The sequence below is a fragment of the Sporosarcina luteola genome (assembly GCF_023715245.1).
In the GTDB taxonomy this organism is placed as follows: Bacteria; Bacillota; Bacilli; order Bacillales_A; family Planococcaceae; genus Sporosarcina; species Sporosarcina luteola_C.
In genome coordinates, this window is the sequence record NZ_JAMBNV010000001.1 from 1,230,106 (window position 1) to 1,257,042 (window position 26,937).

26 protein-coding genes and 1 tRNA gene are annotated in these 26,937 nt (G+C 44.4%); 25 read left to right on the forward strand and 2 right to left on the reverse strand.

The genetic code is table 11. The features are described from left to right. Nucleotides 1–33: 33 nt before the first annotated feature. On the reverse strand, nucleotides 34–966 hold the full coding sequence (gene rnhC / locus M3152_RS05710) for a ribonuclease HIII (RefSeq protein WP_251694223.1): 933 nt from the start codon (nucleotides 964–966) through the stop codon (nucleotides 34–36). A gap of 184 nt (nucleotides 967–1,150) precedes the next feature. Here rnhC and zapA point away from each other — a divergent pair, with 184 nt between their 5' ends. From zapA to uvrC, 12 genes are all read left to right on the forward strand, one after another. Further along, nucleotides 1,151–1,411: a cell division protein ZapA gene (zapA, locus tag M3152_RS05715; protein ID WP_251694224.1), complete on the forward strand. Its 261-nt coding sequence runs from the start codon at nucleotides 1,151–1,153 to the stop codon at nucleotides 1,409–1,411. A 9-nt stretch (nucleotides 1,412–1,420) separates the two neighbouring features. Continuing rightward, nucleotides 1,421–1,960 carry a CvpA family protein gene (locus tag M3152_RS05720; protein ID WP_251694225.1) on the forward strand — a complete coding sequence of 180 codons (540 nt, stop codon included), beginning with the start codon at nucleotides 1,421–1,423 and terminating at the stop codon, nucleotides 1,958–1,960. A gap of 118 nt (nucleotides 1,961–2,078) precedes the next feature. Then, nucleotides 2,079–3,785: a DNA polymerase/3'-5' exonuclease PolX gene (gene polX, locus M3152_RS05725; RefSeq protein ID WP_251694226.1), complete on the forward strand. Its 1,707-nt coding sequence runs from the start codon at nucleotides 2,079–2,081 to the stop codon at nucleotides 3,783–3,785. Nucleotides 3,786–3,801: 16 nt separating this feature from the next. Beyond that, a complete protein-coding gene (locus M3152_RS05730; RefSeq protein WP_251694227.1) occupies nucleotides 3,802–6,156 on the forward strand; it encodes an endonuclease MutS2 in 2,355 nt (784 codons plus the stop codon). An 81-nt stretch (nucleotides 6,157–6,237) separates the two neighbouring features. Further along, entirely contained in the window at nucleotides 6,238–6,651 is a 414-nt protein-coding gene (locus M3152_RS05735) for a DUF350 domain-containing protein (protein ID WP_251694228.1), read from the forward strand. Nucleotides 6,652–6,878: 227 nt separating this feature from the next. Beyond that, nucleotides 6,879–8,576, forward strand: coding sequence for a long-chain-fatty-acid--CoA ligase (locus M3152_RS05740; RefSeq protein WP_285846932.1), 1,698 nt, complete (start codon nucleotides 6,879–6,881; stop codon nucleotides 8,574–8,576). Between the two features lie 89 nt (nucleotides 8,577–8,665). Continuing rightward, on the forward strand, nucleotides 8,666–9,247 hold the full coding sequence (locus M3152_RS05745; RefSeq protein WP_251694229.1) for a TetR/AcrR family transcriptional regulator: 582 nt from the start codon (nucleotides 8,666–8,668) through the stop codon (nucleotides 9,245–9,247). Between the two features lie 55 nt (nucleotides 9,248–9,302). Then, complete coding sequence (locus M3152_RS05750; protein WP_251694230.1) at nucleotides 9,303–10,076, forward strand: enoyl-CoA hydratase; 774 nt, start codon at nucleotides 9,303–9,305, stop codon at nucleotides 10,074–10,076. A gap of 22 nt (nucleotides 10,077–10,098) precedes the next feature. Next, the gene (locus M3152_RS05755) at nucleotides 10,099–10,872 is read left to right on the forward strand and encodes an electron transfer flavoprotein subunit beta/FixA family protein (protein ID WP_251694231.1); all 774 of its coding nucleotides are present in this window, start codon (nucleotides 10,099–10,101) and stop codon (nucleotides 10,870–10,872) included. 161 nt (nucleotides 10,873–11,033) lie between these two features. After that, nucleotides 11,034–12,008, forward strand: a complete 975-nt coding sequence (locus M3152_RS05760; RefSeq protein ID WP_251694232.1) for an electron transfer flavoprotein subunit alpha/FixB family protein — start codon at nucleotides 11,034–11,036, stop codon at nucleotides 12,006–12,008. A gap of 120 nt (nucleotides 12,009–12,128) precedes the next feature. Next, the gene (trxA, locus tag M3152_RS05765) at nucleotides 12,129–12,443 is read left to right on the forward strand and encodes a thioredoxin (protein ID WP_251694233.1); all 315 of its coding nucleotides are present in this window, start codon (nucleotides 12,129–12,131) and stop codon (nucleotides 12,441–12,443) included. A 60-nt stretch (nucleotides 12,444–12,503) separates the two neighbouring features. Beyond that, nucleotides 12,504–14,282: an excinuclease ABC subunit UvrC gene (gene uvrC / locus M3152_RS05770; RefSeq protein WP_251694234.1), complete on the forward strand. Its 1,779-nt coding sequence runs from the start codon at nucleotides 12,504–12,506 to the stop codon at nucleotides 14,280–14,282. A 93-nt stretch (nucleotides 14,283–14,375) separates the two neighbouring features. On the opposite strand, the gene M3152_RS05775 is transcribed toward uvrC, so the two are convergent. Beyond that, nucleotides 14,376–14,792 carry a DUF2507 domain-containing protein gene (locus M3152_RS05775; RefSeq protein ID WP_251694235.1) on the reverse strand — a complete coding sequence of 139 codons (417 nt, stop codon included), beginning with the start codon at nucleotides 14,790–14,792 and terminating at the stop codon, nucleotides 14,376–14,378. Nucleotides 14,793–15,010: 218 nt separating this feature from the next. Between M3152_RS05775 and M3152_RS05780 the strand changes: the two genes are divergently transcribed. From M3152_RS05780 to M3152_RS05840, 13 genes are all read left to right on the forward strand, one after another. Next, on the forward strand, nucleotides 15,011–15,622 hold the full coding sequence (locus tag M3152_RS05780) for a succinate dehydrogenase cytochrome b558 subunit (protein ID WP_251694236.1): 612 nt from the start codon (nucleotides 15,011–15,013) through the stop codon (nucleotides 15,620–15,622). Nucleotides 15,623–15,677: 55 nt separating this feature from the next. Next, complete coding sequence (gene sdhA / locus M3152_RS05785; RefSeq protein ID WP_251694237.1) at nucleotides 15,678–17,432, forward strand: succinate dehydrogenase flavoprotein subunit; 1,755 nt, start codon at nucleotides 15,678–15,680, stop codon at nucleotides 17,430–17,432. Beyond that, nucleotides 17,429–18,238, forward strand: a complete 810-nt coding sequence (gene sdhB, locus M3152_RS05790) for a succinate dehydrogenase iron-sulfur subunit (RefSeq protein ID WP_251694238.1) — start codon at nucleotides 17,429–17,431, stop codon at nucleotides 18,236–18,238. The genes sdhA and sdhB overlap by 4 nt, the downstream gene beginning before the upstream one ends. A gap of 279 nt (nucleotides 18,239–18,517) precedes the next feature. Beyond that, on the forward strand, nucleotides 18,518–18,961 hold the full coding sequence (locus M3152_RS05795) for an acyl-CoA thioesterase (RefSeq protein WP_251694239.1): 444 nt from the start codon (nucleotides 18,518–18,520) through the stop codon (nucleotides 18,959–18,961). Nucleotides 18,962–19,048: 87 nt separating this feature from the next. Then, on the forward strand, nucleotides 19,049–19,261 hold the full coding sequence (locus M3152_RS05800; RefSeq protein WP_251627222.1) for a helix-turn-helix domain-containing protein: 213 nt from the start codon (nucleotides 19,049–19,051) through the stop codon (nucleotides 19,259–19,261). A 190-nt stretch (nucleotides 19,262–19,451) separates the two neighbouring features. Next, on the forward strand, nucleotides 19,452–19,892 hold the full coding sequence (locus M3152_RS05805) for a MarR family winged helix-turn-helix transcriptional regulator (RefSeq protein ID WP_251695256.1): 441 nt from the start codon (nucleotides 19,452–19,454) through the stop codon (nucleotides 19,890–19,892). Beyond that, nucleotides 19,889–20,713, forward strand: a complete 825-nt coding sequence (gene racE, locus M3152_RS05810; protein WP_262173502.1) for a glutamate racemase — start codon at nucleotides 19,889–19,891, stop codon at nucleotides 20,711–20,713. The genes M3152_RS05805 and racE overlap by 4 nt, the downstream gene beginning before the upstream one ends. 81 nt (nucleotides 20,714–20,794) lie before the next feature. Next, nucleotides 20,795–21,553, forward strand: coding sequence for a ribonuclease PH (gene rph, locus M3152_RS05815; protein ID WP_251695258.1), 759 nt, complete (start codon nucleotides 20,795–20,797; stop codon nucleotides 21,551–21,553). Continuing rightward, nucleotides 21,550–22,164, forward strand: a complete 615-nt coding sequence (locus M3152_RS05820) for an XTP/dITP diphosphatase (RefSeq protein WP_251694240.1) — start codon at nucleotides 21,550–21,552, stop codon at nucleotides 22,162–22,164. The genes rph and M3152_RS05820 overlap by 4 nt, the downstream gene beginning before the upstream one ends. Further along, nucleotides 22,161–22,661, forward strand: coding sequence for a metallophosphoesterase (locus M3152_RS05825; RefSeq protein ID WP_251694241.1), 501 nt, complete (start codon nucleotides 22,161–22,163; stop codon nucleotides 22,659–22,661). Before M3152_RS05820 ends, M3152_RS05825 begins: the two co-directional genes overlap by 4 nt. A 71-nt stretch (nucleotides 22,662–22,732) precedes the next feature. Continuing rightward, nucleotides 22,733–22,806: transfer RNA gene (locus M3152_RS05830), tRNA-Arg, on the forward strand. A 1,347-nt stretch (nucleotides 22,807–24,153) separates the two neighbouring features. Beyond that, a complete protein-coding gene (locus M3152_RS05835) occupies nucleotides 24,154–25,329 on the forward strand; it encodes an AAA family ATPase (protein ID WP_251694242.1) in 1,176 nt (391 codons plus the stop codon). A gap of 15 nt (nucleotides 25,330–25,344) precedes the next feature. Beyond that, a complete protein-coding gene (locus M3152_RS05840; protein WP_251694243.1) occupies nucleotides 25,345–26,787 on the forward strand; it encodes a VWA domain-containing protein in 1,443 nt (480 codons plus the stop codon). Nucleotides 26,788–26,937: the final 150 nt, after the last annotated feature.

The window sequence follows — 26,937 nt, forward strand, 5'->3', positions numbered from 1 at the left end:
GCCAAAAGTCAGCCGTCTCTATGCCCTAAACAATCATTTTTTCATCGCGGCAATCTTTTTCGCTTTTTGTGCATTGGCAAAATGCCATTTCGTCATCGATTTCAGAGCGGCTTCTCCATCTTTCAATAAAATCCTTGCCGCAGCTTCATCCACACCGCGTCCCGCACCTTTCGGGAGCATTACGCCGGCGATCGCACTCAACCGGTCCATCTCTTCCAGGAAAGCGACCCTTGCGATGATTGACGCAGCTGCGACTGCTACATGCAATCCTTCCGCCTTCGTCGAAAACAATACATTTTCACGAACGATTTCCGGCTCGTTTTTAATATGATTGTAGTAAATTCCACGTTCTGCGAACTGGTCGATTAAAATATAATCTGGCTTTTCATCATTCATTTTACGAAGAACATGTTTCAATGCCTGATTATGAAGCAACGCCTTAATTTTACCCTGCGACGATCCCTTTGCCTGCACTTCATTATACTTTTCATTTGTCAAAGTCAAGACACTGTGTACTAGTGTCGCCTGTAAATCAGGAGCTATTTTTCGCATTAAATCATCGGTCAATTGCTTGGAGTCCCGTACGCCTAATTCACGTACCAGTTCGACTTGATTTGAACTAACGAAACATGCAGCGACCGTAACGGGACCGAAGAAATCGCCTGTACCAGTCTCATCAGAACCGAGGACGGATAGCTCGGAAAAACGCTCAGGCAATATCTCGCCTTTTACACTTGTTTTTTTAGAAGATGGCTTCCCATCAACGCTTCCCCAAAGAGCAGCTTCCCGAAGTGCTCCACCGCCTTGAAACAACACTTTCCCCGACTTATATGCCGTAATAGCAACGTCTGGCAACTTTGCCGCAAAAACAACGCCAGGTGCATTTCGTGTAACTTTAAGAGCAACGTAATAGGCTATTAATTTTTCGAACTTGGCTTTTTCCAATTGAAGAACACATTGGCTCATATATATCGTCCCTTCCAAAACCTTCTTTCCATATTGTACAATAATCCTGAAGGTAGATGTGTTGTGCTTTTGTAAGTCCGCCTGAAACGGAATTCATCGGTGAAACCATTACCTTCTCTTTTCAACTAAAACAATTTCATGGTATGATTGGGTACAGAACTTTTTACATAGGGAGGGTTCATCATTGGCAGACGAGCAAAAAACGCGCGTTGCGGTTGACATATATGGACAGACGTATACTATTGTCGGCAGTGAAACGAGCAATCATGTCAAGCTCGTCGCTTCGATGGTCGATGAAAGAATGAAGGAAATCAGTTCTCGAAATCCTTATTTGGACAGTTCCAAAATCGCGGTCCTCACTGCTGTAAATAGTGTACACGATTATTTGAAGCTGAAAGAACGAATTGAGCTCCTTGAAGAAGAATTGAATAAGTTGAAGGGTTGACGGTCGTATATGCTTGATTTACTACTATTATTCCTCTTTTTGGGAGGATTGATCACCGGTTTTAGGCGGGGGCTTATCGTACAGGTTATACATATGACAGGCTTCTTTATCGCCCTTATCATTGCTTACATATACTACAAACCATTGTCCGAGAAGTTCGTTTTATGGATTCCATATCCCGGCGTGACTGCGGCATCCAAATTGAGTTGGACAGTTGAACAGCTTGATTTGGATCAGACATTTTACAGGGTCCTTGCATTTGTCATCATTTTTATCGTTGTCAAATTTGTATTGCAGTTGATTGCATCCATGTTTGATTTCCTGAAGTTCCTGCCGGTATTGGGCTTTTTATCACGTTTCGGAGGAGCAGTTCTAGGTTTCATCGAGTTTTATATTCTCATATTCCTATTACTCTATCTACTGGCAATGCTGCCGATGGATTCCATTCAAGGTATGATTGGAAAATCATTATTGGCGGACGCGATATTCGAGCATACGCCAATCATTTCGGAAACGGTGAAAAAATGGTGGTATATCTATATGAAGTGATGTATTGCAGCCTGTGCTAAAACGCAGGCTGCCCTATACAAACATTCTGAACGGCTTCCCCCTTGGTTGGAGGGAAGCCTTTTTTCTAGAAACGATCAAAATGGAGGAGTGGTTACTCATGAATAAGAAAACAATCATTCGCACATTTGAAAAAATCGCTTTATATATGGAGTTATTAGGGGAGAATCCATTTAAAGTGGGGGCATTCCGGAAAGCGGCGAATGTGCTCGAGCTCGATCCGCGGAGCCTTGCGGAAATGGATGATATTTTGAAATTAAAGGGGATTGGCAAAGGGACAGGCGCAGTCATCATCGATTTGATGGAAAAAGGCGAGTCGGACTTGTTGAAGGAGCTTGAAGAAGAAGTTCCAAAAGGGCTTATCCCTTTATTGAAAGTACCTGGACTAGGCGGAAAAAGAATTGCCAAACTTAGGGAAGCGATCGGTATCGATTCTATTGAGTCATTGCGTCTCGCTTGTGAAGCGAACAAAGTGAGCGGAATTCCAGGGTTCGGCAAAAAGACCGAGGAGAAGATCCTGCATGAACTTGAACAGCTAGGTACCAAAAAAGGGAAGCTGCCGGTCTGGCAAGCAGAATCGATTGTCAAAGCAATTGAGGATGAATTACGTGGAATAAAGGAAATTACCCTTTTTTCGGTAGCAGGAAGTTTCCGCCGTGCAGAAGAGGAAAGCAGCGATGTCGATTTCATCATCGTTACGGATGAACCTGCTGTTGTTCGGGAAAAGTTGATGGAAGTGATGCCGATCGAGGAAACAGTCGCGGCCGGCGATTCCAAGTTGTCGGTCGTTCTTGACATGGCTGAACTGGTCGATGCCGATTTCCGCTTTGTAACTGAGGAACAATTTGCGACTGCGTTGCACCATTTCACAGGTTCGAAAGACCATAATGTGAAGATGCGTCAACTTGCCAAGTCACAAGGAATGAAAATTAGCGAATACGGTGTTGAACTGGAAGATGGAACAGTAAAGACATTTGAATCGGAATCCGATTTCTTCGCATTCTTTGATCTCCCTTTCATTCCTCCATCTATAAGGAAGGATGGAAAGGAAATAGATCGAGCACATGAAATTGCGGGACTGGTGACACTTGAGGATATCCGTGGCGATTTCCATATGCATACGACTTGGTCTGACGGTGGATATTCAATTCGTGAGATGGTCGAAGCATGCAGGGATCGCGGATACTCTCATATGGTCATTACAGATCATACACAATATTTGAAGATAGCAAATGGATTGTCGCCTGAAAGGGTTCGAAGCCAAATTGAAGAGATCCGGAAATTGAATGTTGAATATGACGATATCGAGATATTCTGTGGGACAGAGATGGATATCCTTCCGGATGGAACTCTTGATTTTGATGATGATTTATTAAAGGAGCTGGATTTCGTCATTGCGTCCATCCATTCAAATTTCAATCAACCGCAGGAGCAGATCATGAACAGGCTGCATGCGGCAATGAAAAATCCGTATGTTACGATGATTGCTCATCCGACTGGCAGGATTATCGGCCAAAGGGAAGGCTATGACCCGGACGTATCCCAATTGATTGAATGGGCGAAGACATACGATAAAATCCTTGAACTGAACGGAAATCCGCATCGCTTCGACTTGGCTGTCGATTATTTGGCAATGGCGCAGGAGGCCGGCGTCAAAATCGCCGTCAATACGGATGCGCATACAATCGATCAATTGGATCATATGGATATTGGCGTGAAGTATGCGCAAAAAGCATGGTTGAAAAAAGAGACGGTCGTGAACACGTGGCCGTTGGAACAATTCATCCGTGAAATCATACGGAAATGAAGGGAAGTGTAAGGCGTTGGAAAAACGAGTTTTAAAAACACTTGAGTTTGATAAGATCCGGGATATTGTAGCAACATATTGCACATCATCTGCGGGACGGACATATATGGAAAAATTGGTTCCTGTTTGCGACTTCCAGGAAGTGGTCCGTTTACTTGAAGAGACGGATGAGGGGCTCGCTATATTGAGGGTGCGTGGGAACGTGCCGATGGGCGGCATCAGCGACATTCGGCCGCATGCAAAACGAGCACAAATCGGCGGTGTCCTCAGTGCATATGAATTGATGGAAACTGCTAATACGATTCGAGCGAGCCGGATTTTGAGACAGTTCATCGAAGCGGTCGATGCAGACGAAGACATTGAAATCCCGCATTTTCTAGCCAAGAAAGAAGCTTTGCCAATTCTCACGGGACTTGAGCATGAAATCAATGCCGCCATTGACGACAATGGACATGTTGTCGACAGTGCATCAGGCACGCTTCGATCAATTCGTCAAAGCTTGCGCATCCAGGAGGGACGTGTACGGGAAAAGCTTGAGGGCTATACGAGGGGCAGGAACGCATCGAAAATGCTTTCCGATGCCATCGTGACGATTAGAAACGACCGATACGTCATTCCTGTTAAGTCAGAATATAGATCCCACTTCGGAGGCGTTATCCACGACATGTCATCATCCGGGCAAACGTTGTTTATCGAGCCGGATGCTGTCGTTCAGGCAAATAACGAAATCCGAAACTTGAAATTGAAAGAAAAAGATGAAATCGAAAAGATCTTGCAGGAGCTATCTGTCAAAGTCCAAGAAGTGGCCCATGATCTTTTTGTCCTTGTCGATATTTTATCTGAAATTGATATCATCCTCGCCAAATCGAAGTTTGGGATTGCGCATAAATGTACAAAACCGGCAGTGAATAATGAAGGCTATATCCGGTTGGCAAAGGCGCGCCATCCTTTGTTGCCGATCGAACAGGCTGTTGCCAATACGATTGAATTTGGGAAAGAGATTACGACAATTGTCATTACAGGGCCGAATACAGGAGGGAAGACCGTCACATTGAAGACGGTCGGTTTGTGCACATTAATGGCTCAGGCTGGACTTCCGATCCCTGCATTGGACGGATCGGAAGTTGCCGTCTTTGACTCCGTATACGCGGATATTGGTGATGAACAGTCCATTGAGCAAAGCCTCAGCACGTTTTCATCCCATATGGTGAACATCGTCGATATCCTGAAGAAATTCGATTCCCGTTCGCTGCTCATTTTTGACGAACTTGGCTCAGGCACTGATCCGCAGGAAGGGGCTGCATTGGCCATTTCCATTTTGGATGAAGTGCATGGCACGGGGGCAAGAGTCATGGCGACGACCCACTATCCCGAGTTGAAGGCGTATGGTTATAATCGCCCGGGAGTGGCGAATGCCAGTGTGGAATTCGATATTGATACACTGAGCCCGACCTATCGTTTATTGATAGGAGTTCCTGGGAGAAGTAATGCATTCGAAATATCTAAGCGGCTCGGTCTAAATGAACATATCATCAAACGGGCAAAAAAATTCACGGGAACAGATCGCGGTGAAGTCGATTCGATGATCGCTTCACTAGAGTCGAGCAGGGTGCAATCGGAAAAAGATGCCGAGCAGACGCATGCACTGCTTATTGAAACGGAGAAACTGAAACGCGAATTAGAGACGAAGGTATCCGAATTCGATGAAATGAAAGAAAAACTAATCGAGAATGCAAAAGGGAAAGCGAAAAAAATCGTGGACGATGCACGAGTCGAAACGGAAGCAGTAATTTCCGATTTGCGTGCATTGCGCTTGAACGCAGGAGCCAACGTAAAAGAGCATGAATTGATTGAAGCGCGTAAACGGTTGGAAGGGGCAGCTCCCGAGGAAAAGAAGAAAAAAATCAAAGCTAAAGCTGCTCCAAGGCCACTTGAAGCCGGTGACGAAGTGAAGGTCATCACATACGGACAGAAGGGTACATTGGTCGAAAAGGTGTCAGCAAACGAATGGATCGTCCAAATCGGGATATTGAAAATGAAGCTGGACGAATCTGTTCTGGAATATACGAAACCGGAAAAAGTGAAAGACACTGTCGTCTCCGCCTCTGTCAGAGGAAGAGATTCTTATGTTAAACTGGAACTAGATCTTCGTGGAGAAAGATATGAAGATGCCTTGCATCGTACGGAGAAATATTTGGACGATGCATTGCTTTCCAATTATCATCAAGTATCAATCATCCACGGAAAAGGGACAGGAGCTTTGCGGCAAGGTGTTCAAACATATTTGAAAAACCATCCTCGTGTAAAAAGCTTCCGTTACGGAGAAGCGGGCGAAGGCGGCCATGGAGTGACTGTCGTCGAATTAAAGTGAAAAAGAGTGAAATGAAATGAAACTTTTCCTGCGCCTATACGTAAACGTTGGGATGAATGAATTTCAAAGGAGTCAAACTAAATGACGGAAATCGGGTTTTGGAGTCATCCTCTCGTAGAAACTACAGGCTACTTCAGCGTTGTAGTCCTTTGCCTCATCTTTTCGATGGTGCTATTTGAACTTGTGACAAAATATAATAACTGGGAAGAAATCCGTAAAGGGAATGTAGCGGTCGCCATGGCGACAGGGGGGAAGATATTTGGAGTGGCAAATATTTTCCGCTACTCAATCGAGCAGCATAATTCATTGCCTCAAATGATTGGATGGGGCCTGTTCGGTTTTTTCCTGCTTGTTGTAGCATACGTGCTGTTTGAATTCCTAACACCCAAGTTCCAGATCGATAAGGAAATCGAAGAGGATAACCGATCAGTCGGATTCATTTCACTGACGATATCGGTAGGCTTGTCGTTTGTAATTGGTGCCAGCATTTCATAGGAGACTTGATATGGAGAAATTGTCTAAGATATTAATCGTTGTCTGTATTCTATTCATTCTAGTAGGAATTTACTGGATGTTCACAAATACGCCTTGACTGAAATTTGCCGGTCAAGGCATTTTTTCATAGGAAAAGTAATATTCTATTTGAAAGCGGATTCATTTATCGATATAATATTTTAAGAGGGAATTTTCAAAGTATTGGAATGGGAAAAGGGGGGGTTACAATGATAGCAAGACCTTGGTTGGATATGTATCCACCAGAAATACCGAAGACGATTGACTATGATCGGATTCCGCTTCAGGAATTCCTGACGAGATCGGCAAACAAGTTTCCTGAAAAGACGGCCATGCATTTCATGGGCAAGGATATTAGCTATAAAGAGTTCCATGAGTCGGCGTTGAAATTTGCCAACTATTTACGTTCACTTGGCATTGAAAAAGGGGACCGCGTTGCGATCATGCTCCCGAATTGTCCACAAAGTGCAATCGCCTACTATGGCATCCTCTATATCGGGGGCATTGTCGTGCAGACGAACCCGCTTTATACAGAGAGGGAATTGGCTTATCAGATGGCGGATTCCGGGGCAAAGGTTATCATCTCGCTTGATATTCTTTTCGGACGGATTACGAAGATCGTGAAGGAAACGAAATTGGAGCATGTCATCATTACTGGTATTAAAGAGTACTTACCATTTCCGAAAAACCTTATCTATCCGTTCATCCAGAAAAAAGAGCATGGCATCATCGTGAAGGTGGAACACCGTGGCATGAACCATCTTTTCACGGAAATAATGAAAATAGCAAAACCTGATCCTGCTTCCTATGATTTTAATTTCGACGAAGATATTGCTTTGCTTCAATATACCGGTGGGACGACTGGGCCGCCGAAAGGGGTCATGCTGACGCATGCCAATCTGATTAGCAATGCACAGATGTGTAATGCGTGGTTGTATAAATGTGAGGACGGCGAAGAGACGGTCATGGGAATCCTGCCATTCTTCCATGTGTATGGCATGACGACGGTCCTTGTCTTATCTGTCATGTTAGGCAATAAAATGGTGCTGATCCCTAAATTCGACTTCGATACTGCATTAAAAGCGATTGATAAACAGAAACCAACGTTGTTCCCAGGCGCCCCGACAATCTATATCGGATTGCTGAATCATCCTGATCTCGCGAAGTATGACCTCTCATCCATCAAAGCGTGCATTAGTGGATCCGCAGCATTGCCTGTCGAACTTCAAGAAAAATTCGAAAAGGTGACTGGCGGGAAACTCGTAGAAGGATATGGATTAACCGAGACGTCGCCTGTTGCCATTGCAAATTTCGTATGGGAGAAAAGACGTGTGAAAGGGTCTATCGGAGTTCCTTGGCCTGATACGGACGCCTGCATTTTAGGACCAGAAACATCAGAGCCGTTGCCGAACGGGGAAGTCGGGGAAATTGCGGTACGAGGTCCTCAAGTAATGAAGGGCTACTGGAACCGACCTGAAGAAACGAACGAAACTTTCCGAGACGGGTGGCTATTGACCGGAGATTTAGGGTACATGGATGATGAAGGACATTTCTATGTTGTCGACAGGAAAAAAGATATGATCATTGCGAGCGGCTTCAATATCTATCCGCGTGAAATCGAAGAAGTCCTTTACGAACATGAGGCAATACAAGAATGTGTCGTCGCCGGCATACCGGATCCATACCGTGGAGAAACAGTAAAGGCTTATATTGTTCTGAAAGAAGGGCAATCGGTGACAGAGGAAGAATTGAATACGTATTGCCGTGAACATTTGGCGTCGTTCAAAGTGCCTCGACAATATGAGTTCAGGAAAGAGTTGCCGAAAACTGCAGTCGGAAAAATATTACGGCGCGCCCTCGTTGATGAGGAGAAAAAGAAGTTGGAACAGGAATTGCAAACTTCCTGACGAAAGACTTGACGATAATCAAATTAACGATTAATATGAAAATATGAATGAATCCTCATTCATATTTTCTTCTTTTTGGTGGTGAGAATGTGAAACGTGATAAACCGAAATATAAACAGATAGTGGATGCGGCCGTCATCGTCATTGCTGAAAATGGCTATCATCAGGCGCAAGTCTCGAAAATCGCCAAGGAAGCGGGCGTCGCTGACGGAACAATTTATCTTTATTTCAAAAATAAAGAGGATATCCTTATCTCCGTATTCCGGGAGAAGATGGGCGTTTTTGTCGAGAACGTACAGGAAATCCTGAAAAAAGAAATCTCTGCGACAGAAATGCTTGCAAAGATGATTGAAAACCATTTCAGTTTGCTTAATGGCGACCGCCACCTAGCCATTGTAACTCAATTGGAACTGCGGCAATCAAACAAAGAGCTTCGGTTCAGGATCAATGAAGTATTAAAAGAATACTTGTCTTTGCTCGATGCCATTTTGAAGGAAGGAATCGAGAAAGGTGAGTTTGACAAGCAGATCGATATTCGGTTGGCACGTCAAATGGTATTCGGTACGATTGACGAAACGATCACCTCATGGGTGATGAATGATCAAAAGTATGATTTGATGAAATTAGCACCAGAAGTCCATCGCTTACTTTTAAATGGAATGAAAGCGTAAACACAAACGATAATGAGCGATGATAAATAGGCATTTCGGAAAGGGTGGGGAATGTATGGAGTTCTTGAAACTTGCTATTGAAGATGGAGTTGCGGTTGCCACAATCAACAGACCGCCTGCCAACGCATTATCAAGCGGTCTTATCCGAGAGGTTGATCAACTGCTCGACAAAGTGGAGAATGATGATTCAGTAAGGGTTATCGTTCTGCATGGGGAAGGAAAATTCTTTTCGGCAGGCGCAGATATTAAGGAATTCACGACAGTAACGTCCGGCGAACAATTTTCGCAGCTTGCTTCAGCAGGCCAGGACGTGTTCGAACGGATGGAAAGCTTCAAAAAGCCGATCATTGCCGCGATTCACGGCGCTGCGCTTGGCGGCGGCCTGGAATTGGCGATGGGATGCCATATCCGGTTTGTCACGGAGAGGGCAAAACTTGGATTGCCGGAATTGCAGTTGGGATTGATTCCGGGCTTCGCAGGAACCCAGCGCTTACCGCGGTATGTCGGCATGGCAAAGGCCGCGGAAATGCTGTTGACGAGCGAGCCCATCACTGGGGAAGAGGCGGTCCAATGGGGTCTAGCCAATCGTGCATTCCCGGATGAGGAACTGCTTCCGAACACGATGGAAATTGCAAAAAAAATTGCGAAGAAAAGTCCGATTGCGATGAAGGCAGCTCTACGCATGCTTCAATATACGAAAACAGACTCGTTCTACGAAGGGGTGAAAGCTGAGGCTGATTCATTCGGAGAAGTTTTCGTCTCTGAGGATGCAAAAGAAGGCATTCAAGCATTCATTGAAAAAAGGGAACCACATTTCAAAGGGAATTAAAAAAGCCAGGGAGGTCTGCAATATGAACATTTATGCATTGGTGAAACGGACATTTGACACGGAGGAAAGAATCGCTGTATCAAACGGTAAAATCGTTGAGGACGGTGCGGAATTCATCATCAATCCTTACGACGAATATGCAATTGAAGAAGCGATCCAAGTACGCGACGAACATGGCGGTGAAGTGACGGTCATCACGATCGGCGACGAAGAAGCCGAAAAGCAGCTTCGTACGGCGTTGGCAATGGGTGCGGACAAAGCTGTCCTTATCAACACCGAAGATGATCTGGATGAGATGGACGAGTTCACGGCTGCTAAAATCATCGCAGAGTACTTGAAAGACAAAAATGCGGATCTGATCCTTGCGGGGAACGTCGCGATCGATGGCGGGTCCGGACAAGTCGGTCCACGTGTTGCGGAATTACTGGGAATCAATTATGTAACGACAATTACAAACCTTGAAATCGATGGCACATCTGTAAAAATCATCCGTGACGTCGAAGGGGATTCCGAAACGATTGAAACTTCCTTGCCATTACTAGTCACAGCACAACAAGGTTTGAACGAACCTCGCTATCCTTCTTTACCAGGAATCATGAAGGCGAAGAAAAAGCCGCTAGATGAACTGGAATTGGACGATCTGGACCTTGATGAGGACGACGTGGAAGCGAAGACGGAAACAGTCGAAATCTATCTTCCTCCTCAAAAAGCGGCGGGCCGCGTCCTTGAGGGCGACTTGTCCGACCAAGTGAAAGAGCTTGTGGATCTTCTGAATAAAGAAGCAAAAGTGCTTTGATTTGATTCATCCGAATCAAATCAAAGCGCCTCCGGCGGATGTCACGGATTTTTAAGGGTGGTTTTCGAGCACGCTCGAAAAAATCCGGACGCAATCACGCCAAGGCGTGATTGATTGTTGGATTGATTGTTGAATTCATATTGTATTGGGAGGGACTCTATATGTCTAAGAAAGTAGTAGTACTTGGTGAAGCTCGTGAAGGAGCATTGCGTAATGTGTCATTCGAAGCGATTGCAGCTGCCAAAACGGTGGCGGGCGGCGGGGAAATCGTCGGCTTGCTATTTGGTGACGCAGTTCAATCATTAGGGGAAGAAATGATCAAATACGGTGCGGATCGTGTTATCACTGTGGAGCATCCGCATTTGAAACATTATACATCAGACGGCTTCGGTCAGGCATTCACGGCGGTTTATGAGCAGGAAAAGCCAGACGCCATCGTATTCGGACATACGGCATTAGGGAAAGATCTATCTCCGAAGATTGCTAGTAAGCTAGCATCGGGTTTAATATCCGATGTAACTGCAATCGATGGGGAAGGCGATGACGCAGTTTTCATCCGTCCGATCTTTTCTGGTAAGGCATTTGAAAAGGTGAAGAACAAAGACGGTCTTCTTTTCATTACGGTCCGTCCAAACAACATTGAACCGCTTGCTAAAGATGAAAGCCGTTCGGGTGACGTCTCTTCTGTTTCTGTTGATATTACCAACCTACGCTCGGTCATTAGCGAAGTAGTCCGCAAGTCGACAGAAGGCGTCGATCTATCGGAAGCGAAAGTCGTCATAGCCGGCGGACGTGGTGTGAAAAGTGCAGAAGGCTTCGCACCACTTGAAGAATTGGCACAATTGCTCGGTGGAGCGGTCGGTGCATCCCGTGGAGCATGTGATGCGGATTACTGCGACTACTCCTTGCAAATTGGGCAGACAGGTAAAGTCGTAACGCCTGACCTGTACATCGCAGCAGGAATTTCAGGCGCTATCCAGCATATGGCTGGAATGTCCAACTCAAAAGTGATTGTAGCTATTAATAAAGACCCGGAAGCAAACATTTTTAAAGTAGCAGACTACGGCATCGTCGGAGACTTGTTCGAAGTCATCCCAATGATGATCGAAGAAATTAAGAAAATCAAAACGAACTAACTTTACGTGGCTCCTGCTAACACAGGAGTCTTTTATATGTGAAGCAGATGTTTAGCCCGTCACTATCCCCCGTGATATAATGCAGTCATAGTTGGATTTACTAAAGGAGGAAATAATTAAATGGCTATTGTTCATGCGACTGACCAAGACTTTAAAGACCAAACTAAAGACGGACTTGTACTTGTTGACTTCTGGGCAACATGGTGCGGACCTTGTAAAATGATTGCTCCAGTATTGGAAGAACTCGACGGTGATCTAAACGGTAAAGCGAAAATCGTTAAAGTAGACGTTGACGAAAACCAAGCAACTGCCGGCGAATACGGCATCATGTCAATCCCGACACTTGTCCTCTTTAAAGACGGGGAAATTGTCGACAAAGTTGTCGGTTTCCAACCGAAAGAACAACTTGCTGAACTGATTGAAAAACACGCGTAATGGATTACTTGAAAACCGGGAACCTTCATTGGAACCCGGTTTTTTTGGTAGGTGAGAATGATGAAAGAACAAATAGAGCATAAACTGTCCCTGCTGCCGGACTTGCCCGGCTGCTACTTGATGAAGGACCGTCAAGGCACGATCATTTACGTTGGCAAGGCAAAAATACTGAAAAATAGGGTCCGCAGTTATTTCACAGGATCCCATGATGCGAAAACACAGCGCCTCGTGGGGGAAATCGAGGACTTTGAATATATCGTTACGACATCTGATATCGAGGCGCTCATTCTTGAGCTGAACCTTATAAAACAGTATGACCCGAAATACAATATCATGCTGAAGGACGACAAGACGTACCCTTATCTGAAAATCACCTCTGAGCGGCATCCTAAACTGATTGTAACGAGACAACTTAAAAAGGATAAAGGAAAGTATTTCGGTCCCTATCCGAATGCCACGGCGGCGCATGAAACGAAGAAGTTGTTGGATCGTTTGTATCCATACCGCAAATGCCACCAGCTGCCCGACCGGGTCTGTCTGTACTATCATTTGGGCCAATGTCTCGCTCCATGCGTGAATGAAATCGAGCAGGAAACTTATAAGGAAATGGTGGATGACATAAGCCGTTTCCTGAATGGTGGCTATAAGAGCGTGAAGAAAGAGCTGACGGAGAAAATGTCCGCAGCTGCAGAGAATCTGGAATTCGAGCGAGCTAAAGAATACCGGGACCAAATTGTCAATATCGAAGCGGTCATGGAGAAACAGACGATGATGATGAATGACTTCACTGACCGTGACGTATTCGGCTATGCGGTTGAAAAGGGATGGATGTGCGTCCAAGTATTCTTCGTACGGCAAGGAAAATTGATTGAGAGGGATGTTTCCATTTTCCCTTTATATCAGGACCCTGAGGAAGAGATGTTGACGTTCATTGGTCAGTTTTACGGTAAAACCGGCCACCTTCTGCCGAAGGAAATATTACTTCCGGAAGGGATCGACCAGGAAATCGTTCAGCAACTATTGAACGTGAATGTATTCATCCCGCAGCGTGGGAAGAAAAAGGATCTTGTGAAATTATCGAATAAAAACGCTGAGATTTCTTTACGTGAAAAATTCCAACTCATCGAACGTCAAGAGCAAAGAACGATCGGCGCTTGTGAAGATCTCGGAGAGGCGATGAGGATTTCTACCCCTTTGCGGATCGAAGCGTTTGACAACTCCCATACTGGAGGTGTCGATCCTGTCTCCGCCATGGTTTCATTCATCGACGGGAGACCGAACCGCAAAGATTATAGGAAATACAAAACGAAGACAGCGGCAGCCCATGACGATTATGGAGCAATGCGGGAAGTGATCAGAAGACGGTACGTTAGGGTATTAAGAGATAATCTGCCCTTGCCGGATTTGATCATCATTGATGGCGGGAAAGGTCAGATGGAAATCGCCCGTGAAGTGGTCGAAGATGAACTTGGATTGTCCATTCCAATTGCTGGTCTCGCTAAGGATGACAAGCACCAGACCGCCCAACTGCTGTATGGGAATCCAGCGGAGGTCGTTCCGTTGAAACGGACGAGTGAAGCATTTTATCTGCTTCAGCGAATACAGGATGAAGTGCATCGGTTCGTCATAACATTCCACAGGAAACGCAGGGATACCAATTCCTTGACCTCTGTTTTAGATGGATTGCCCGGGGTGGGACCTAAGCGGAAACAGCAGCTGCTGAAGCATTTCGGTTCTGTTAAAAAAATACGGGAAGCCTCTGCCGCAGAGTTGAACGAGGCAGGTCTCCCGATGAAGGTTGCCGAATCGGTGATGGAATATTTCAAAGAGGAAAAATGAAAAGGGCTCTCATCAATTGCTGATGAGAGCTTTTTTTGCAGTTTATCAATCATGCTGCCCCAACAATTGAAGGATAGTGATGTGCGGGACAAGTCATACTTGTGTCTTCAAGTCCCATTTCACAAGGAATCGAACATGATTCTCTCTCGGGAATTTTTCTCCATAGCATTCGGTGAGTAAGCCATTCAGCTTCTGGAACTGTTCTGCAATGAAGCCGGCTTCTAGATTATAAGATCTGTTTTTCAGCAAAGTTGTGTCGCTTTGCTCGAGTACGAATAAAGCTTCATCCTTTGCTGTTTTGCCTTCGTGAGGGACAAGTGGACCCCAACCGGCTTCCCGGAAGAAATCCGGCAGCTCGTCGATCGAAAAAATAGGGAACTTTCTAGCTATCTCTTTCCCGGACCAGTAAAGAATCTCATCTTCATGGTTGCCTAATATGTTCGGAAGCACATGGTCCCTTATGATTTCATATCCTAATCGGGTTGGAGTTTCATAGGTTTGTTTAGTCAACGATCATGCAGTCCTTTCGGTGGGGTCGGATTATGTATTGAACTTTTTTGACAATTGTCTGGAAAAGCCTCCATCACCTTGACCTCCTCAAAAGTGAGGAGTACAATGAACATGTTATCATATTGTACCATTAAGAGGCATGCCGTCAACGTCTATCATTTGTACAAACAGTGACGACGCTTTTCGGATATATCTCTTAAAAAGGGAGGGTAAAAGACTTGTCGAGAGAATCAGATTTTTACTTGCGCCGACTGCATTCATTGCTCGGAGTTATTCCGGTTGGGTTGTTCCTCGCTCAACACTTGGTCATCAACCATTTTGCAACGCGCGGTGAAGAAGCGTTCAATAACGCATCCAATTTCATGGGGAGCTTGCCGTTCGTCCTGTTCTTGGAATGGTTCATTATCTATATTCCGTTAATGTTCCATGCGTTTTATGGTGTGTACATAGCTTTCACTGCGAAAAATAATGTTCAGCGCTACGGTACATTCCGTAACTGGATGTTCATGTTGCAACGTGTAACAGGCGTTTTCCTAGTCATTTTCATAGCGTGGCATATCTATGAAACGAGAATCCAAAAAGCACTTGGGGCAGAAGTGAACTTCAACATGATGGAAGAGATCCTTTCTAATCCATTCATGCTTGCGTTCTATATTGCAGGTGTTTTGGCAGCGACATTCCACTTGGCAAATGGCCTATGGTCGTTCGCAGTTACGTGGGGGATTGCACAATCGCCACGCTCGCAAAAAATCGTTTCTTACATTACTATCGTAGCATTCTTAGTTCTTTCCGTAATAGGCGTACAAGCTTTATTGGCATTCGTTGTCTAATACAATCTAGTTCCTGAATTACAAGTATATGTAAAATTTGAGGAGTGAAACAATAATGGCAAAAGGCAGATTGATTGTCGTCGGTGGCGGACTTGCCGGCTTGATGGCAACTATCAAAGCTGCGGAAGAAGGGGTCGGGGTAGACCTGTTCTCACTCGTTCCGGTAAAACGCTCCCACTCCGTTTGTGCGCAAGGCGGCATCAACGGCGCAGTGAATACGAAAGGTGAGGGCGACTCGCCTGCAATCCACTTTGATGACACTGTTTATGGCGGGGACTTCCTAGCGAACCAACCTCCCGTTAAAGCAATGGCGGAGGCGGCTCCTGGGATCATCCACTTGATGGACCGGATGGGTGTCATGTTCAACCGCACACCTGAAGGATTATTGGATTTCCGTCGTTTTGGCGGTACGTTGCATCACCGTACAGCATTTGCTGGCGCTACGACTGGCCAACAACTTCTATATGCATTGGACGAACAAGTTCGCCGTCATGAGGTGGCGGGTCTTGTTCAGAAGTATGAGCACTGGGAATTCCTTGGCGTCATCATGGATGAAGAAGGAATTTGCCGTGGGATCAAAGCACAGAACATGCAGTCCATGGAAATTAAGGCGTTCCCTGGAGACGCGGTCATTATGGCGACTGGCGGACCTGGAATCATCTTCGGTAAATCGACTAACTCAGTAATCAATACAGGTTCCGCAGCTTCGATAGTGTATCAACAAGGGGCTAAATATGCGAATGGTGAATTTATCCAAATTCATCCTACTGCAATCCCGGGAGACGACAAACTACGTCTTATGAGTGAATCTGCTCGTGGTGAAGGCGGCCGTATTTGGACATATAAAGATGGTAAGCCATGGTACTTCCTTGAAGAGAAATATCCGGATTACGGAAACTTGGTACCACGTGATATTGCGACACGTGAAATTTTTGATGTCTGCGTAAATCAGAAATTGGGAATTAACGGGGAGAACATGGTATACCTTGACCTTTCCCACAAAGATCCGAAAGAGCTTGATATCAAACTGGGCGGCATCATTGAAATCTATGAAAAATTCACTGGTGATGATCCTCGCAAATTGCCAATGAAAATCTTCCCTGCGGTCCATTACTCAATGGGCGGACTTTGGGTCGATTACGAGCAGCAGACGAATATTCCTGGTCTGTTTGCAGCTGGCGAATGTGATTACTCCCAGCACGGTGCGAACCGCCTTGGAGCGAACTCCTTGCTATCTGCCATCTATGGCGGAATGGTTGCAGGTCCGGAAGCGGTCAAGTATATGCGCGGCGTAAAACGCACTGCTGATGAGCTTCCTTCCACATTGTTTGAATCTGCTGTGAAAGAAGAACAGCAAAAATGGGACGATACGTTAAAGTTGGATGGCAACGAGAATGCATATATTCTGCATAGGGAACTCGGCGAAATCATGACAGATAACGTAACGGTTGTCCGATATAATGATAAATTGCAAGAAACGGACTACAAGATCCAAGAGCTTCTTGAGCGCTACGAAAACATCAATATTGTGGATACGCAACAATGGTCAAACCAAGGCGCGACATTTACTCGCCAGTTGAAAAACATGCTATACTTGGCACGAGTCATCACTTTGGGAGCGCTAAATCGTAATGAGAGCCGTGGTGCACATTACAAACCGGACTTCCCGAACCGTGACGACGAAAACTTCTTGAAAACGACGATTGCAGAATTCGACGGGAAATCTGCGCCGATCCTTTCTTATGAAGAAGTGGATGTATCCTTTATTCCGCCGCGTAAACGTGACTATTCAGCGAAGAAAGGAGATTGACATTAGTGACTGAGCAAACAACAGCTGTCCTTGAACAGCCAACTGCAGGAAAAACGGTCAAATTTGAAATTCAGCGACAAGATACTCCTGATTCAAAACCATATATGGAAAGCTTTGAAATCCCATACAGACCGAATATGAACGTCATTTCCGCCCTCATGGAGATTCGTCGTAACCCGGTGAATGCCGACGGGAAGAAGACGACACCAATCAACTGGGACATGAACTGCCTTGAAGAAGTTTGCGGCGCATGTTCAATGGTGATCAACGGACGCCCTCGCCAATCCTGTACAGCTTTGGTCGATCAGCTTACACAGCCGATCCGCCTAGAGCCGATGAGAACATTCCCGGTTGTGCGTGACCTTGTTGTTGACCGTGAATTCATGTTTGATTCCCTTAAACGAATTAAAGCCTGGATCCCGATCGACGGAACATACGATTTAGGCGAAGGTCCTCGTATGCCTGAACGTAAACGCCAATGGGCTTACGAATTGTCCAAATGTATGACATGCGGTGTCTGCCTAGAGGCTTGCCCGAACGTCAACGACAAAACGAACTTCATCGGACCTGCGCTATTGTCCCAAGTCCGTCTTTTCAACTCACATCCAACTGGTGCGATGAACAAAGACGAGCGCCTGGAAACAATTATGTCCGACGGAGGAATCGGCGAATGCGGTAACTCGCAAAACTGTGTCGTCGCATGTCCGAAAGGAATTCCTTTGACGACTTCCATCGCTGCGATGAACCGTGCAACAACAGTACAAATGTTCAAAAACTTCTTCGGAAGTGACCATATGGTTGACTGATTTCAATCGATTAAAAGAACTGTCCGGAAAGTCGAAACTGACTTTCTGTGACAGTTCTTTTTTGTCATAAAGTACTCTCGCGTCCAAACCGGCCAACTGCGCGTCCAAACCGAGGCATTCCGCGTCCAAAGCAGCCGCCTGAGCGTCCAAACCGGTCTATCGTACGTCGAAAGCCAGCTGTATGAAATTGAAAAACCGGTATTCTATTGGCTGTTTACACTCTATTTGCTATAATAAAAGAATGAATGTTCATTCATTTTTATAAAGGGAGTGGGATTGTTGAGGATTGCATATATTGAAGACATGAAACAGTGGATGGAAGAGTTCACATTTTCAGTGCCAGTATCCGTGCGTTTTTCAGAAACGGACATGTACGGCCATTTAAACAACACAGTCACCTTCGCATATTTTGAATATGCACGAATCGAATATTTAAAGCATGTTGGTCACATGGTTGACTGGCTTGATCCGAACGGAACGACAATACCAGTCGTTGCCGATCTCCAATGCGACTATATGAAACAAGTATTCTTCGATGAACAATTGTCGATTTATGTCAAAGCTGCATCAATAGGAAACAGCTCAGTCGACATTCATTATTTGGCGAGAAACGCAAAGGGCGAAATCGTATTTACTGGAAGAGGAACGATTGTACAAATAGATAGGACAACAGGTAAAGCCGTTCCTTGGAAAGATGATCAAAAATCCGGTTTTTCCTTGTAAAATGATGAACGAGCCGGCACAGCCTAAACCATCTTCACATATTGTAAAGTGAACGTGGATAGGAGGGGGCGCGTCTTGACAGGAGAAATGAAAAACCGTTCTTTGCTTACAGCAAGGGAGCGAGAAATCTTTAATCTATTAGTAGATGATCATACGACGAAGGAAATCGCAGGACGGCTCGGCATTAGCGAAAAAACCGTCCGGAATCATATTTCGAATACTATTCAGAAATTAGGAGTATCCGGAAGGGCTCAAGCGATTGTCGAATTGTTGCGATTAGGGGAACTGAAACTGAATTGAGAAAATCTATTGTCGTTCCTTGATGCCTGACTCGTTATGAACCGTCATATACATGAATATGCTCAGCTTCCTGAAATAATTAAATACTTATTATCCTCCTTAAACTGTTGCGTTATATGACGAAAAAGGTGACAATAAGTAAACAGTATTCGTTTTCAGGGAGCTGGTATATGTGGCGGAACAAAACGCAATGAGTCTTGAAGGCACCGAGAACATTGCTCGGATGGAAAAGGAACTCCGATATATATCTGGAATCATTAAACAGCAAGGCCGTAAAATTTTAAGCAATTATACGATTACACCTCCCCAATTCATTGCGTTGCAATGGTTGTTCGAGCATGGGGACATGACAATCGGCGATTTGTCGAATAAAATGTATCTGGCATTCAGCACGACTACAGATCTCGTCGATCGTATGGAAAATAACAAGCTCGTTAAGAGGGTGCGTGATGAACAGGATCGCCGTGTCGTACGCATTCATCTATTAGGCGAGGGTGAACGCATCATCGAAGAAGTGATCGACAAACGACGGAATTATTTAAATGCAGTTCTCGAAGATTTTTCAGAGGTGGAAATAAACGAGTTTTCCCGATTGTTGACAAAACTGCACAAAGAGATGATCAAGGATTGAAGATTTGGAATGAAGCACCGATCGGAGTCATTGATTCCGGTGTCGGCGGATTGACCGTCGTAAAAGAAATGGCACAATTTTTACCCGATGAAACCATTATTTATATTGGCGATGATGCGCGTTGTCCATATGGGCCACGTTCAGTTGAAGAAGTGAAGGAATTTACGATGGAGATGGCTACAGCACTTGCAGGAATGGGTATTAAAATGCTGGTTGTCGCTTGCAATACGGCTACAGCGGTGACGCTGGATCTATTGCGTGAACGATTCCCTTTTCCTGTGTTGGGAGTAATTGAACCGGGAGCACGGGCGGCGGTGCAAGTATCATCTACCGGGAGAATCGCAGTCTTAGGTACGGTCGGCACGATTAAAAGCAAGGCATACGAATATGCCATCTCCTCTATTTCGGAGGGGGCAGACATTATTCCATTAGCTTGTCCTGAGTTTGTTCCTCTTGTTGAAAGTGGTCAATACAAACAAAGCGACATTCGACCAATCATGAAAAAATCGTTGGAGCCAATAGTACATTTACAGTTCGACACGGCCATTTTAGGCTGTACGCATTATCCACTTCTGCACGATCACATCCAGGAACAACTGCCCGCAGGTGTGAATATTGTCTCATCTGCATATGAGACGGTTCGGGATGTGGAGAATACGTTGGCTAGATTCGACCTGGCGAACAGCTCCGGCAGACGGAAAGATCCAATTTTTTATACTACAGGACAAATGGAAGGGTTTAAATCGATTGCAACCGATTGGCTCGGCATCGAAAATCCCGACGTTAGAAATATTGTACTAGGTAAACCCGGCTGCCAATAAAGGCAACCGGGTTTTTGCTATGACGAAAATGAGTGTGGTAAGATGGATGCTGAATTGAAATTTGTGGAGGGTGTATCCAATATGAGGCATGATGGAAGAACTGCAGAGATGGGAAGGCCAGTGACGATCGAAACGGATTATCTGATTCATCCAGAAGGATCAGTATTGATCTCTTTCGGAAATACGAAAGTGATTTGCACTGCGTCCATTGAGGAAAGGGTTCCACCTTTTCTAAGAGGAAGTGGACAAGGCTGGGTGACAGCTGAATACTCCATGCTCCCTCGTGCTACTGGCCAGCGGACTCAACGGGAATCCTCACGTGGAAAAGTCGGCGGCAGAACGATGGAAATACAACGGTTGATCGGACGCGCTCTGCGTGCTGTAACCGATCTTGGTGCTCTTGGTGAACGTACGCTCTGGATTGACTGCGATGTAATCCAAGCGGATGGAGGCACTCGTACAGCGGCCATTACAGGAGCCTTTGTTGCAACGAGCATCGCTGTCTCCAAATTGGCAAAGGAGAAGGAGCTTAGCCGCTTTCCGATTAAAGACTATTTGGCCGCAATCAGTGTAGGTAAGACGGTTGAAGGTGCTTTGATTCTTGATCTTGATTATCCGGAAGATTCAACAGCCGCTGTCGATATGAACGTCGTCATGACGGGGGCAGGGGAATTCGTTGAATTGCAGGGAACCGGCGAGGAAGCGACGTTCACTAGGCAAGAAATGAATGATCTTGTCGAACTTGCGGAATCAGGCATCCAGCGGCTAATCGCCATTCAAAAGGAAGCGCTTGGTGAGATTGATGCGCTAATTGGCGGAAAGGTTGACGAAGTAGAATGAAGAAGATATTGATTGCGACGAACAATAAAGGGAAAGCGAAGGATTTTGAAACGCTTTTTAGCCCATATGGTTTTGAAGTGCAAACATTGAACGATCTGGAACAGGACATTGATGTAGAAGAGACGGGCGTCACTTTCGAAGAAAACGCAGTCTTGAAGGCCGAGACTGTCTCCGAACTGTTAGGCATTACGGTCATCTCGGATGATAGTGGACTGGAGATCGATGAGCTGCAAGGGGCTCCAGGCGTCTATTCTGCGCGTTATGCGGGTGAGCCGAAGAATGATGATGCGAATATCGACAAAGTGCTGTCAGAGCTTCAGGGAGTGTCAGAAGTGGATCGGACGGCACGATTCCGTTGCGTCCTTGCCGTCGCAGGACCGGGTATTGAGACTGTCACGTTTTCGGGAAGCTGTGAAGGGTTGATTCTCGAAGAGCGAAGAGGTACGAACGGTTTCGGTTATGATCCGATTTTTTATTCACCGGATAAAGGAAGGGCGATGGCTGAATTGACACCTGAGGAAAAAGGGCAGATATCCCACCGGGGTGCGGCTCTTCGACAGTTGAAAGAGCATTTGCCACAGCTGTTGGATTCGTTAGGTGAAAGGCAATGAAGATCATTGTGATGAGTGATTCGCATGGCGATAAGGAAACGGTGAAGACCGTTTCCGCGTTGCAAGCGGATGCTGTTTTCCATTGTGGTGACAGTGAATTGTCATGGGATGACCCGCTATTGCATACTATCCATATCGTGAAAGGAAACTGTGATAGGGATCTACGTTTTCCGGATTCGGTCATCGTTGAAGTGGGCGGCAAGAAAATTTGGATGGTGCACGGACACGAGCACGACGTCAAACGGACAATGCTGCCTTTGTATTACGGAGCGCAGGAACTCGGTGCGGATATCGTACTGTTCGGCCATTCCCACTCATATGCGGCTGAATTGAGGGAAGGTATATTATTTGTCAATCCAGGAAGCGCATTGCTTCCGAGGGCGGGCAAGCAGCCTACCTTTGCAGAAATTGAATGGGATGGCAGCTATCGGATATACTTCAAAAACATGGACATGGAAACCATAATTACAGCGGATATGAAAAATATCGTAAATTAGTGTTGACTTTTCCAGTCAGCCTGCCTATAATAAAGTTTGTCGTTGGCAATCAGTTGTTGCTAAATGAACTTGTCTCAGTAGCTCAGTTGGATAGAGCAACAGCCTTCTAAGCTGTGGGTCGGGGGTTCGAATCCCTCCTGGGACGTATTAAGATGAACTATAATAAGAAATGAAAATAATGACCGTACACGTTGATATCACAGCGTGTACGGTCATTATTTGTTTTTCGGAGAATATGTTCTAGAATGTAAGGAAATGAAATCATTTAATACGAATTTTACACATTCGACGTACTAGCCATGTCCCCAAAGTTTGAGGCAGATGGCGGGTTCTCCAAGTTGATTTAGAAGTATAAAAAGATTGATCTACTGACTCTAAACGAAGGGCTATAAACGGGGCTCTCTGAGGAGAATGTACTTCATGTATTAGAGTTTGTGGAAGCAAGGCAAAAGAGGGCATCTACTTTCTTCTGTTCCCAGTTCTCCCATTCAAAATGAGGACAAGCCCAAATAGCGGATGTGAACCTTGTGTGTTCAGTAGATTAACTCTGCTCGCCAGAAACTATTAAGAATACCCAAATGAAATTGTGGAAAATTGATTCAACGAACTTCCTTAATGAATTGTGAAAGCCCATTATTTCGGCTTGGTCCGAAATTAAGAAGTATAACCTAAAAAAATTTCCCGATACTAGTGTTAAATTTTATGTGTTAATATCAAAAGAAAGTGGGTGTTTTCTTCAAATACTTTGAGTAACTTTAGCAAGCTGCTAGCTCGTCCAATGTATACCTTACGGATAATAGTGGAAATGCAGATATAATTTCAATTTTCCAGCACAACCATTAGCATTGCCTAAATATATTTGTCAACTTCCTCGCAAAAAGTTCAGTCAAAGATGAAGCTTTTTTATGGGTTGCGGAGTATTTTCCAAGAGGAATAGCTTTAGAAATCATTTATCCTAGTGAAAGGAGTTAGATAAATATGATGGTATTATTGGGCATCTCATTCATTTGTTTTCTAGCATTAATGTTTAGTTTACTATTGATTAATCAACAAAAAACAATTCAAATCAATAGAAGAATAGAAGGAAAATTAGATAAGTTAATCACTATGTTAGGTAAGGAGAAAAGTAACCAATGATTAAGGACTGGTTAGAGAAAAAATGAGTAGTGGGCGCAATTTGTGCATTAACTAGATCAAGAAATTATTGAGGGGATTATATAAACGCAACACAAATACAATACAATGTTCTAGGAAACATCATAACAACAACGTTTATTGGTACAGATTTACGTCCCCCAGGGTTGTATTTAATAATTTTTGATAAAAAGCGCTGCAACCGTTGTGACTTCAACGTTTGCGGCGCTTTTTCATCGTTGCAGCAATCACTTGCACGAAAACTTAGTCATCGGCAGATTAAAATGACTTAGTATCCTTCAGACTGTAATGTGAAGAAATTATTATACACATTACAAAAGGTAAGGAGATATAGAAAATGACTATGGCGAATTTGAAAAAGTTACAGGAAATCAGACTGGCACTTACTGCGAAGTATTTTGAACGGGAGAACGAGGTTGAAGGGATTCTTGTCGCCCTGCTTTCGAGACAGCATATGCTCATGATTGGACCCGCCGGAACTGCGAAATCTGCATTGGCTGTTGAGTTGGCAAAAATCATACACGGAACAGAATACTTCCAATGGTTACTAACTAGGTTCAGCACACCTGAAGAAGTTTTTGGCCCGTTGTCGTTGAAAGATCTTGAGAAAGGCATATACAAGCGGAATACAGCATCTAAAATGCCGGAAGCCAATCTTGTTTTCCTGGATGAGATTTTTAAAGCCAATTCTGCAATCTTGAACAGCTTGCTGACGCTTATAAACGAAAGAGTTTTCTATAATTCCGGAACACCCGGAAAGGCACCCTTAATTTCAGTTATTGGGGCTTCTAACGAATACCCTGAAGAAGGGGAAGGGCTGGAAGCTTTATTTGACAGGTTCTTACTACGGTTCGAGTTGGATTATATCGCAGATCAAACGAATTTTGTTTCGATGATGAAGGGAACCGGTAGGAATCAGTTTTTGCCTTCCATGACGATGGACGAATTGATTCAACTTCAGTTGTTGACGGACAGTGTTTCAATACCGGATGAAGTGTATGAAATACTGTCGGAAATTCGAAATGAATTACGTGACGAAGGGATACGCCCTTCGGACAGGCGTTTTAAACAGTCGCTGTCCATACTTCAAGCGAAGGCGTTGATAAGCCAGAGACAAGTTGTGAATGTATCCGACATTGTCATCCTTGAAAATGTCCTATGGGAAACGGTGGACCAAAAAGATGTAGTGTCTTCCGTTATCCGAAATCATTCACAAGATGTCGTTACTCAGATCCTTCATTCCATACAAAACGAGGCAAATGAAGTGTTCTACACTGTACTTCAGGATCCTACGACCGAGTATGGAATGGAGGCGACTCATAAAATGAAAACCTTAGTGGCAGATTTAAAAAAACTCAAAAGTGATTATCATAGTCGGAAGGCTGATATCGACGCATTACTTGATAAATTGACTTCGATGGAACATGAAATCTTGAATAAGATTTTAGAGCCTTGGTATTTTGATGCTCGAAATGAACAGAAGGAATCTGCCAGCACCTTTTTTAAAATGTGAAAGGGGATAATCTTTGTGAAGAGTCATAAAAATTACAATGGCAATCAATCGGTTTTGAATACGGACGCGTTCGATAAAAGACGTTTCAGAGAGATTTTCGATATGTCATCGGGACTTCAACAGGTAAGAGCTGAAGGTATACTACCGATGTTCGATTCATTACTAGCAGATATTTGGGCTTCCTTATACAAAATGAAACCTGACATTATTGAAGGTGACATTAACGGTGTCCTAAAGATTAATAAATCACTCATGGAAAGAATCATGGAGGATGAAAACTTTGCTACCTATCGAGGCATCACCCGTTTGGATGATTTGTCGTCAGCTATCGGCACGATCAAAATCGGGAGGATGGTGAACCAATGGCTCATTGACCAAAAAAAGGAAGATGAAGATTTTGATGAGCAGATGCAGGAAATTCTCGCAATGCAAAGGCTACTCCAAAGACAGGAGTGGCAAGAAGAGGCGGAAAATGGAAGTCGTGCAATAGAAGAGAAAATTACAAGGTCCATGGATAGATTCGATGAGAAATTGCAACAGATGCTCCAAGGCAACTGTGATAGCTTTTCACAAGCATTGGTTCGAGCTATGCAAGAAACAGTGCAGGTGAAGGAGGCTCTTAACTCTTTACTTGGGGGCACCCGAGCTGGCAGTGGGGATGCAGAACTGAAAAAAGTTCCTCTACGAGACCAACTATTGCTAGCAGAGAAGATAGCTTCCGATAAAAAAATGAAAGAAATTGCAGACTGGGCTGGTCGATTCAAACAGGCAGCCCGAAAAAAACAAAAGGTCAAATATAGCGAGGCAATGGGGAGAAGCGGAGTAACAATAGGCTCCAATATTGAACGATTGTTGCCGATGGAGCTGGGATTGTACATGCATCCAATAACGAGGAACGACTTTCTTCGTCGGTTTGTAGAAGGTCAGACGATGATATATGAACAGGAAGGAAAAGAGGTACTTGGGAAAGGTCCAATCATACTTTGCTTGGATCAGTCAGGTAGTATGCAACACCTTGATACTCAATCCAAAGGGTTCACGTTAGCCCTCATGTCGATTGCCAGAAAGCAGAGAAGGGATTTTTGTTTGATTTTATTTTCCACGCGCTTACAAGTGTTTACATATGAAAAGGGAAAAATAAAGATTTCAGATATGGTGAAGCTGGCACAAACCTTCTTGAGCGGTGGGACGGATTTTTCCTTACCCCTTTGTAAATCGCTAAATGTTATTAGTGAAAGCCGTTTTAAAAAAGCTGATGTAGTGTTTGTTACGGACGGTGAAGACAGCATAAAAGATTCATTCCTTGAAGAGTTCAGTAAGAAGAAAAAAGAGAAAGTCTTTAATGTCCTATCCTTTATTATAGGTAACAGCACAAACACTGCGGAACAGTTTTCCGATAAAGTTGTCATGGTGAAAGACTTTGAAGACGAGGGAAGTCATGCTGCATTTGAAATTTAAAGGAGGCACTTTAAAGGGGCGGGGAGTAACAATTCGATACGGAATATCAATTTGAATTATTAATATAATATGAATTATAAGGTTGACAATTTATTTATATATGTTTATACTAATTTTCAATCAGTTGAAGCAATAAAAATGATTTTAACA

What these genes read in the sequence shown, in the direction of transcription:
- rnhC (WP_251694223.1), bottom strand. Translation starts at nt 966, where the DNA reads ATGAGCCAATGTGTTCTTCAATTGGAAAAAGCCAAGTTCGAAAAATTA.
- M3152_RS05720 (WP_251694225.1), top strand. Translation starts at nt 1,421, where the DNA reads ATGCTTGATTTACTACTATTATTCCTCTTTTTGGGAGGATTGATCACC.
- polX (WP_251694226.1), top strand. Translation starts at nt 2,079, where the DNA reads ATGAATAAGAAAACAATCATTCGCACATTTGAAAAAATCGCTTTATAT.
- M3152_RS05735 (WP_251694228.1), top strand. Translation starts at nt 6,238, where the DNA reads ATGACGGAAATCGGGTTTTGGAGTCATCCTCTCGTAGAAACTACAGGC.
- M3152_RS05740 (WP_285846932.1), top strand. Translation starts at nt 6,879, where the DNA reads ATGATAGCAAGACCTTGGTTGGATATGTATCCACCAGAAATACCGAAG.
- M3152_RS05750 (WP_251694230.1), top strand. Translation starts at nt 9,303, where the DNA reads ATGGAGTTCTTGAAACTTGCTATTGAAGATGGAGTTGCGGTTGCCACA.
- M3152_RS05755 (WP_251694231.1), top strand. Translation starts at nt 10,099, where the DNA reads ATGAACATTTATGCATTGGTGAAACGGACATTTGACACGGAGGAAAGA.
- M3152_RS05760 (WP_251694232.1), top strand. Translation starts at nt 11,034, where the DNA reads ATGTCTAAGAAAGTAGTAGTACTTGGTGAAGCTCGTGAAGGAGCATTG.
- trxA (WP_251694233.1), top strand. Translation starts at nt 12,129, where the DNA reads ATGGCTATTGTTCATGCGACTGACCAAGACTTTAAAGACCAAACTAAA.
- uvrC (WP_251694234.1), top strand. Translation starts at nt 12,504, where the DNA reads ATGAAAGAACAAATAGAGCATAAACTGTCCCTGCTGCCGGACTTGCCC.
- sdhA (WP_251694237.1), top strand. Translation starts at nt 15,678, where the DNA reads ATGGCAAAAGGCAGATTGATTGTCGTCGGTGGCGGACTTGCCGGCTTG.
- M3152_RS05800 (WP_251627222.1), top strand. Translation starts at nt 19,049, where the DNA reads ATGAAAAACCGTTCTTTGCTTACAGCAAGGGAGCGAGAAATCTTTAAT.
- M3152_RS05805 (WP_251695256.1), top strand. Translation starts at nt 19,452, where the DNA reads ATGAGTCTTGAAGGCACCGAGAACATTGCTCGGATGGAAAAGGAACTC.
- rph (WP_251695258.1), top strand. Translation starts at nt 20,795, where the DNA reads ATGAGGCATGATGGAAGAACTGCAGAGATGGGAAGGCCAGTGACGATC.
- M3152_RS05820 (WP_251694240.1), top strand. Translation starts at nt 21,550, where the DNA reads ATGAAGAAGATATTGATTGCGACGAACAATAAAGGGAAAGCGAAGGAT.
- M3152_RS05825 (WP_251694241.1), top strand. Translation starts at nt 22,161, where the DNA reads ATGAAGATCATTGTGATGAGTGATTCGCATGGCGATAAGGAAACGGTG.
- M3152_RS05835 (WP_251694242.1), top strand. Translation starts at nt 24,154, where the DNA reads ATGACTATGGCGAATTTGAAAAAGTTACAGGAAATCAGACTGGCACTT.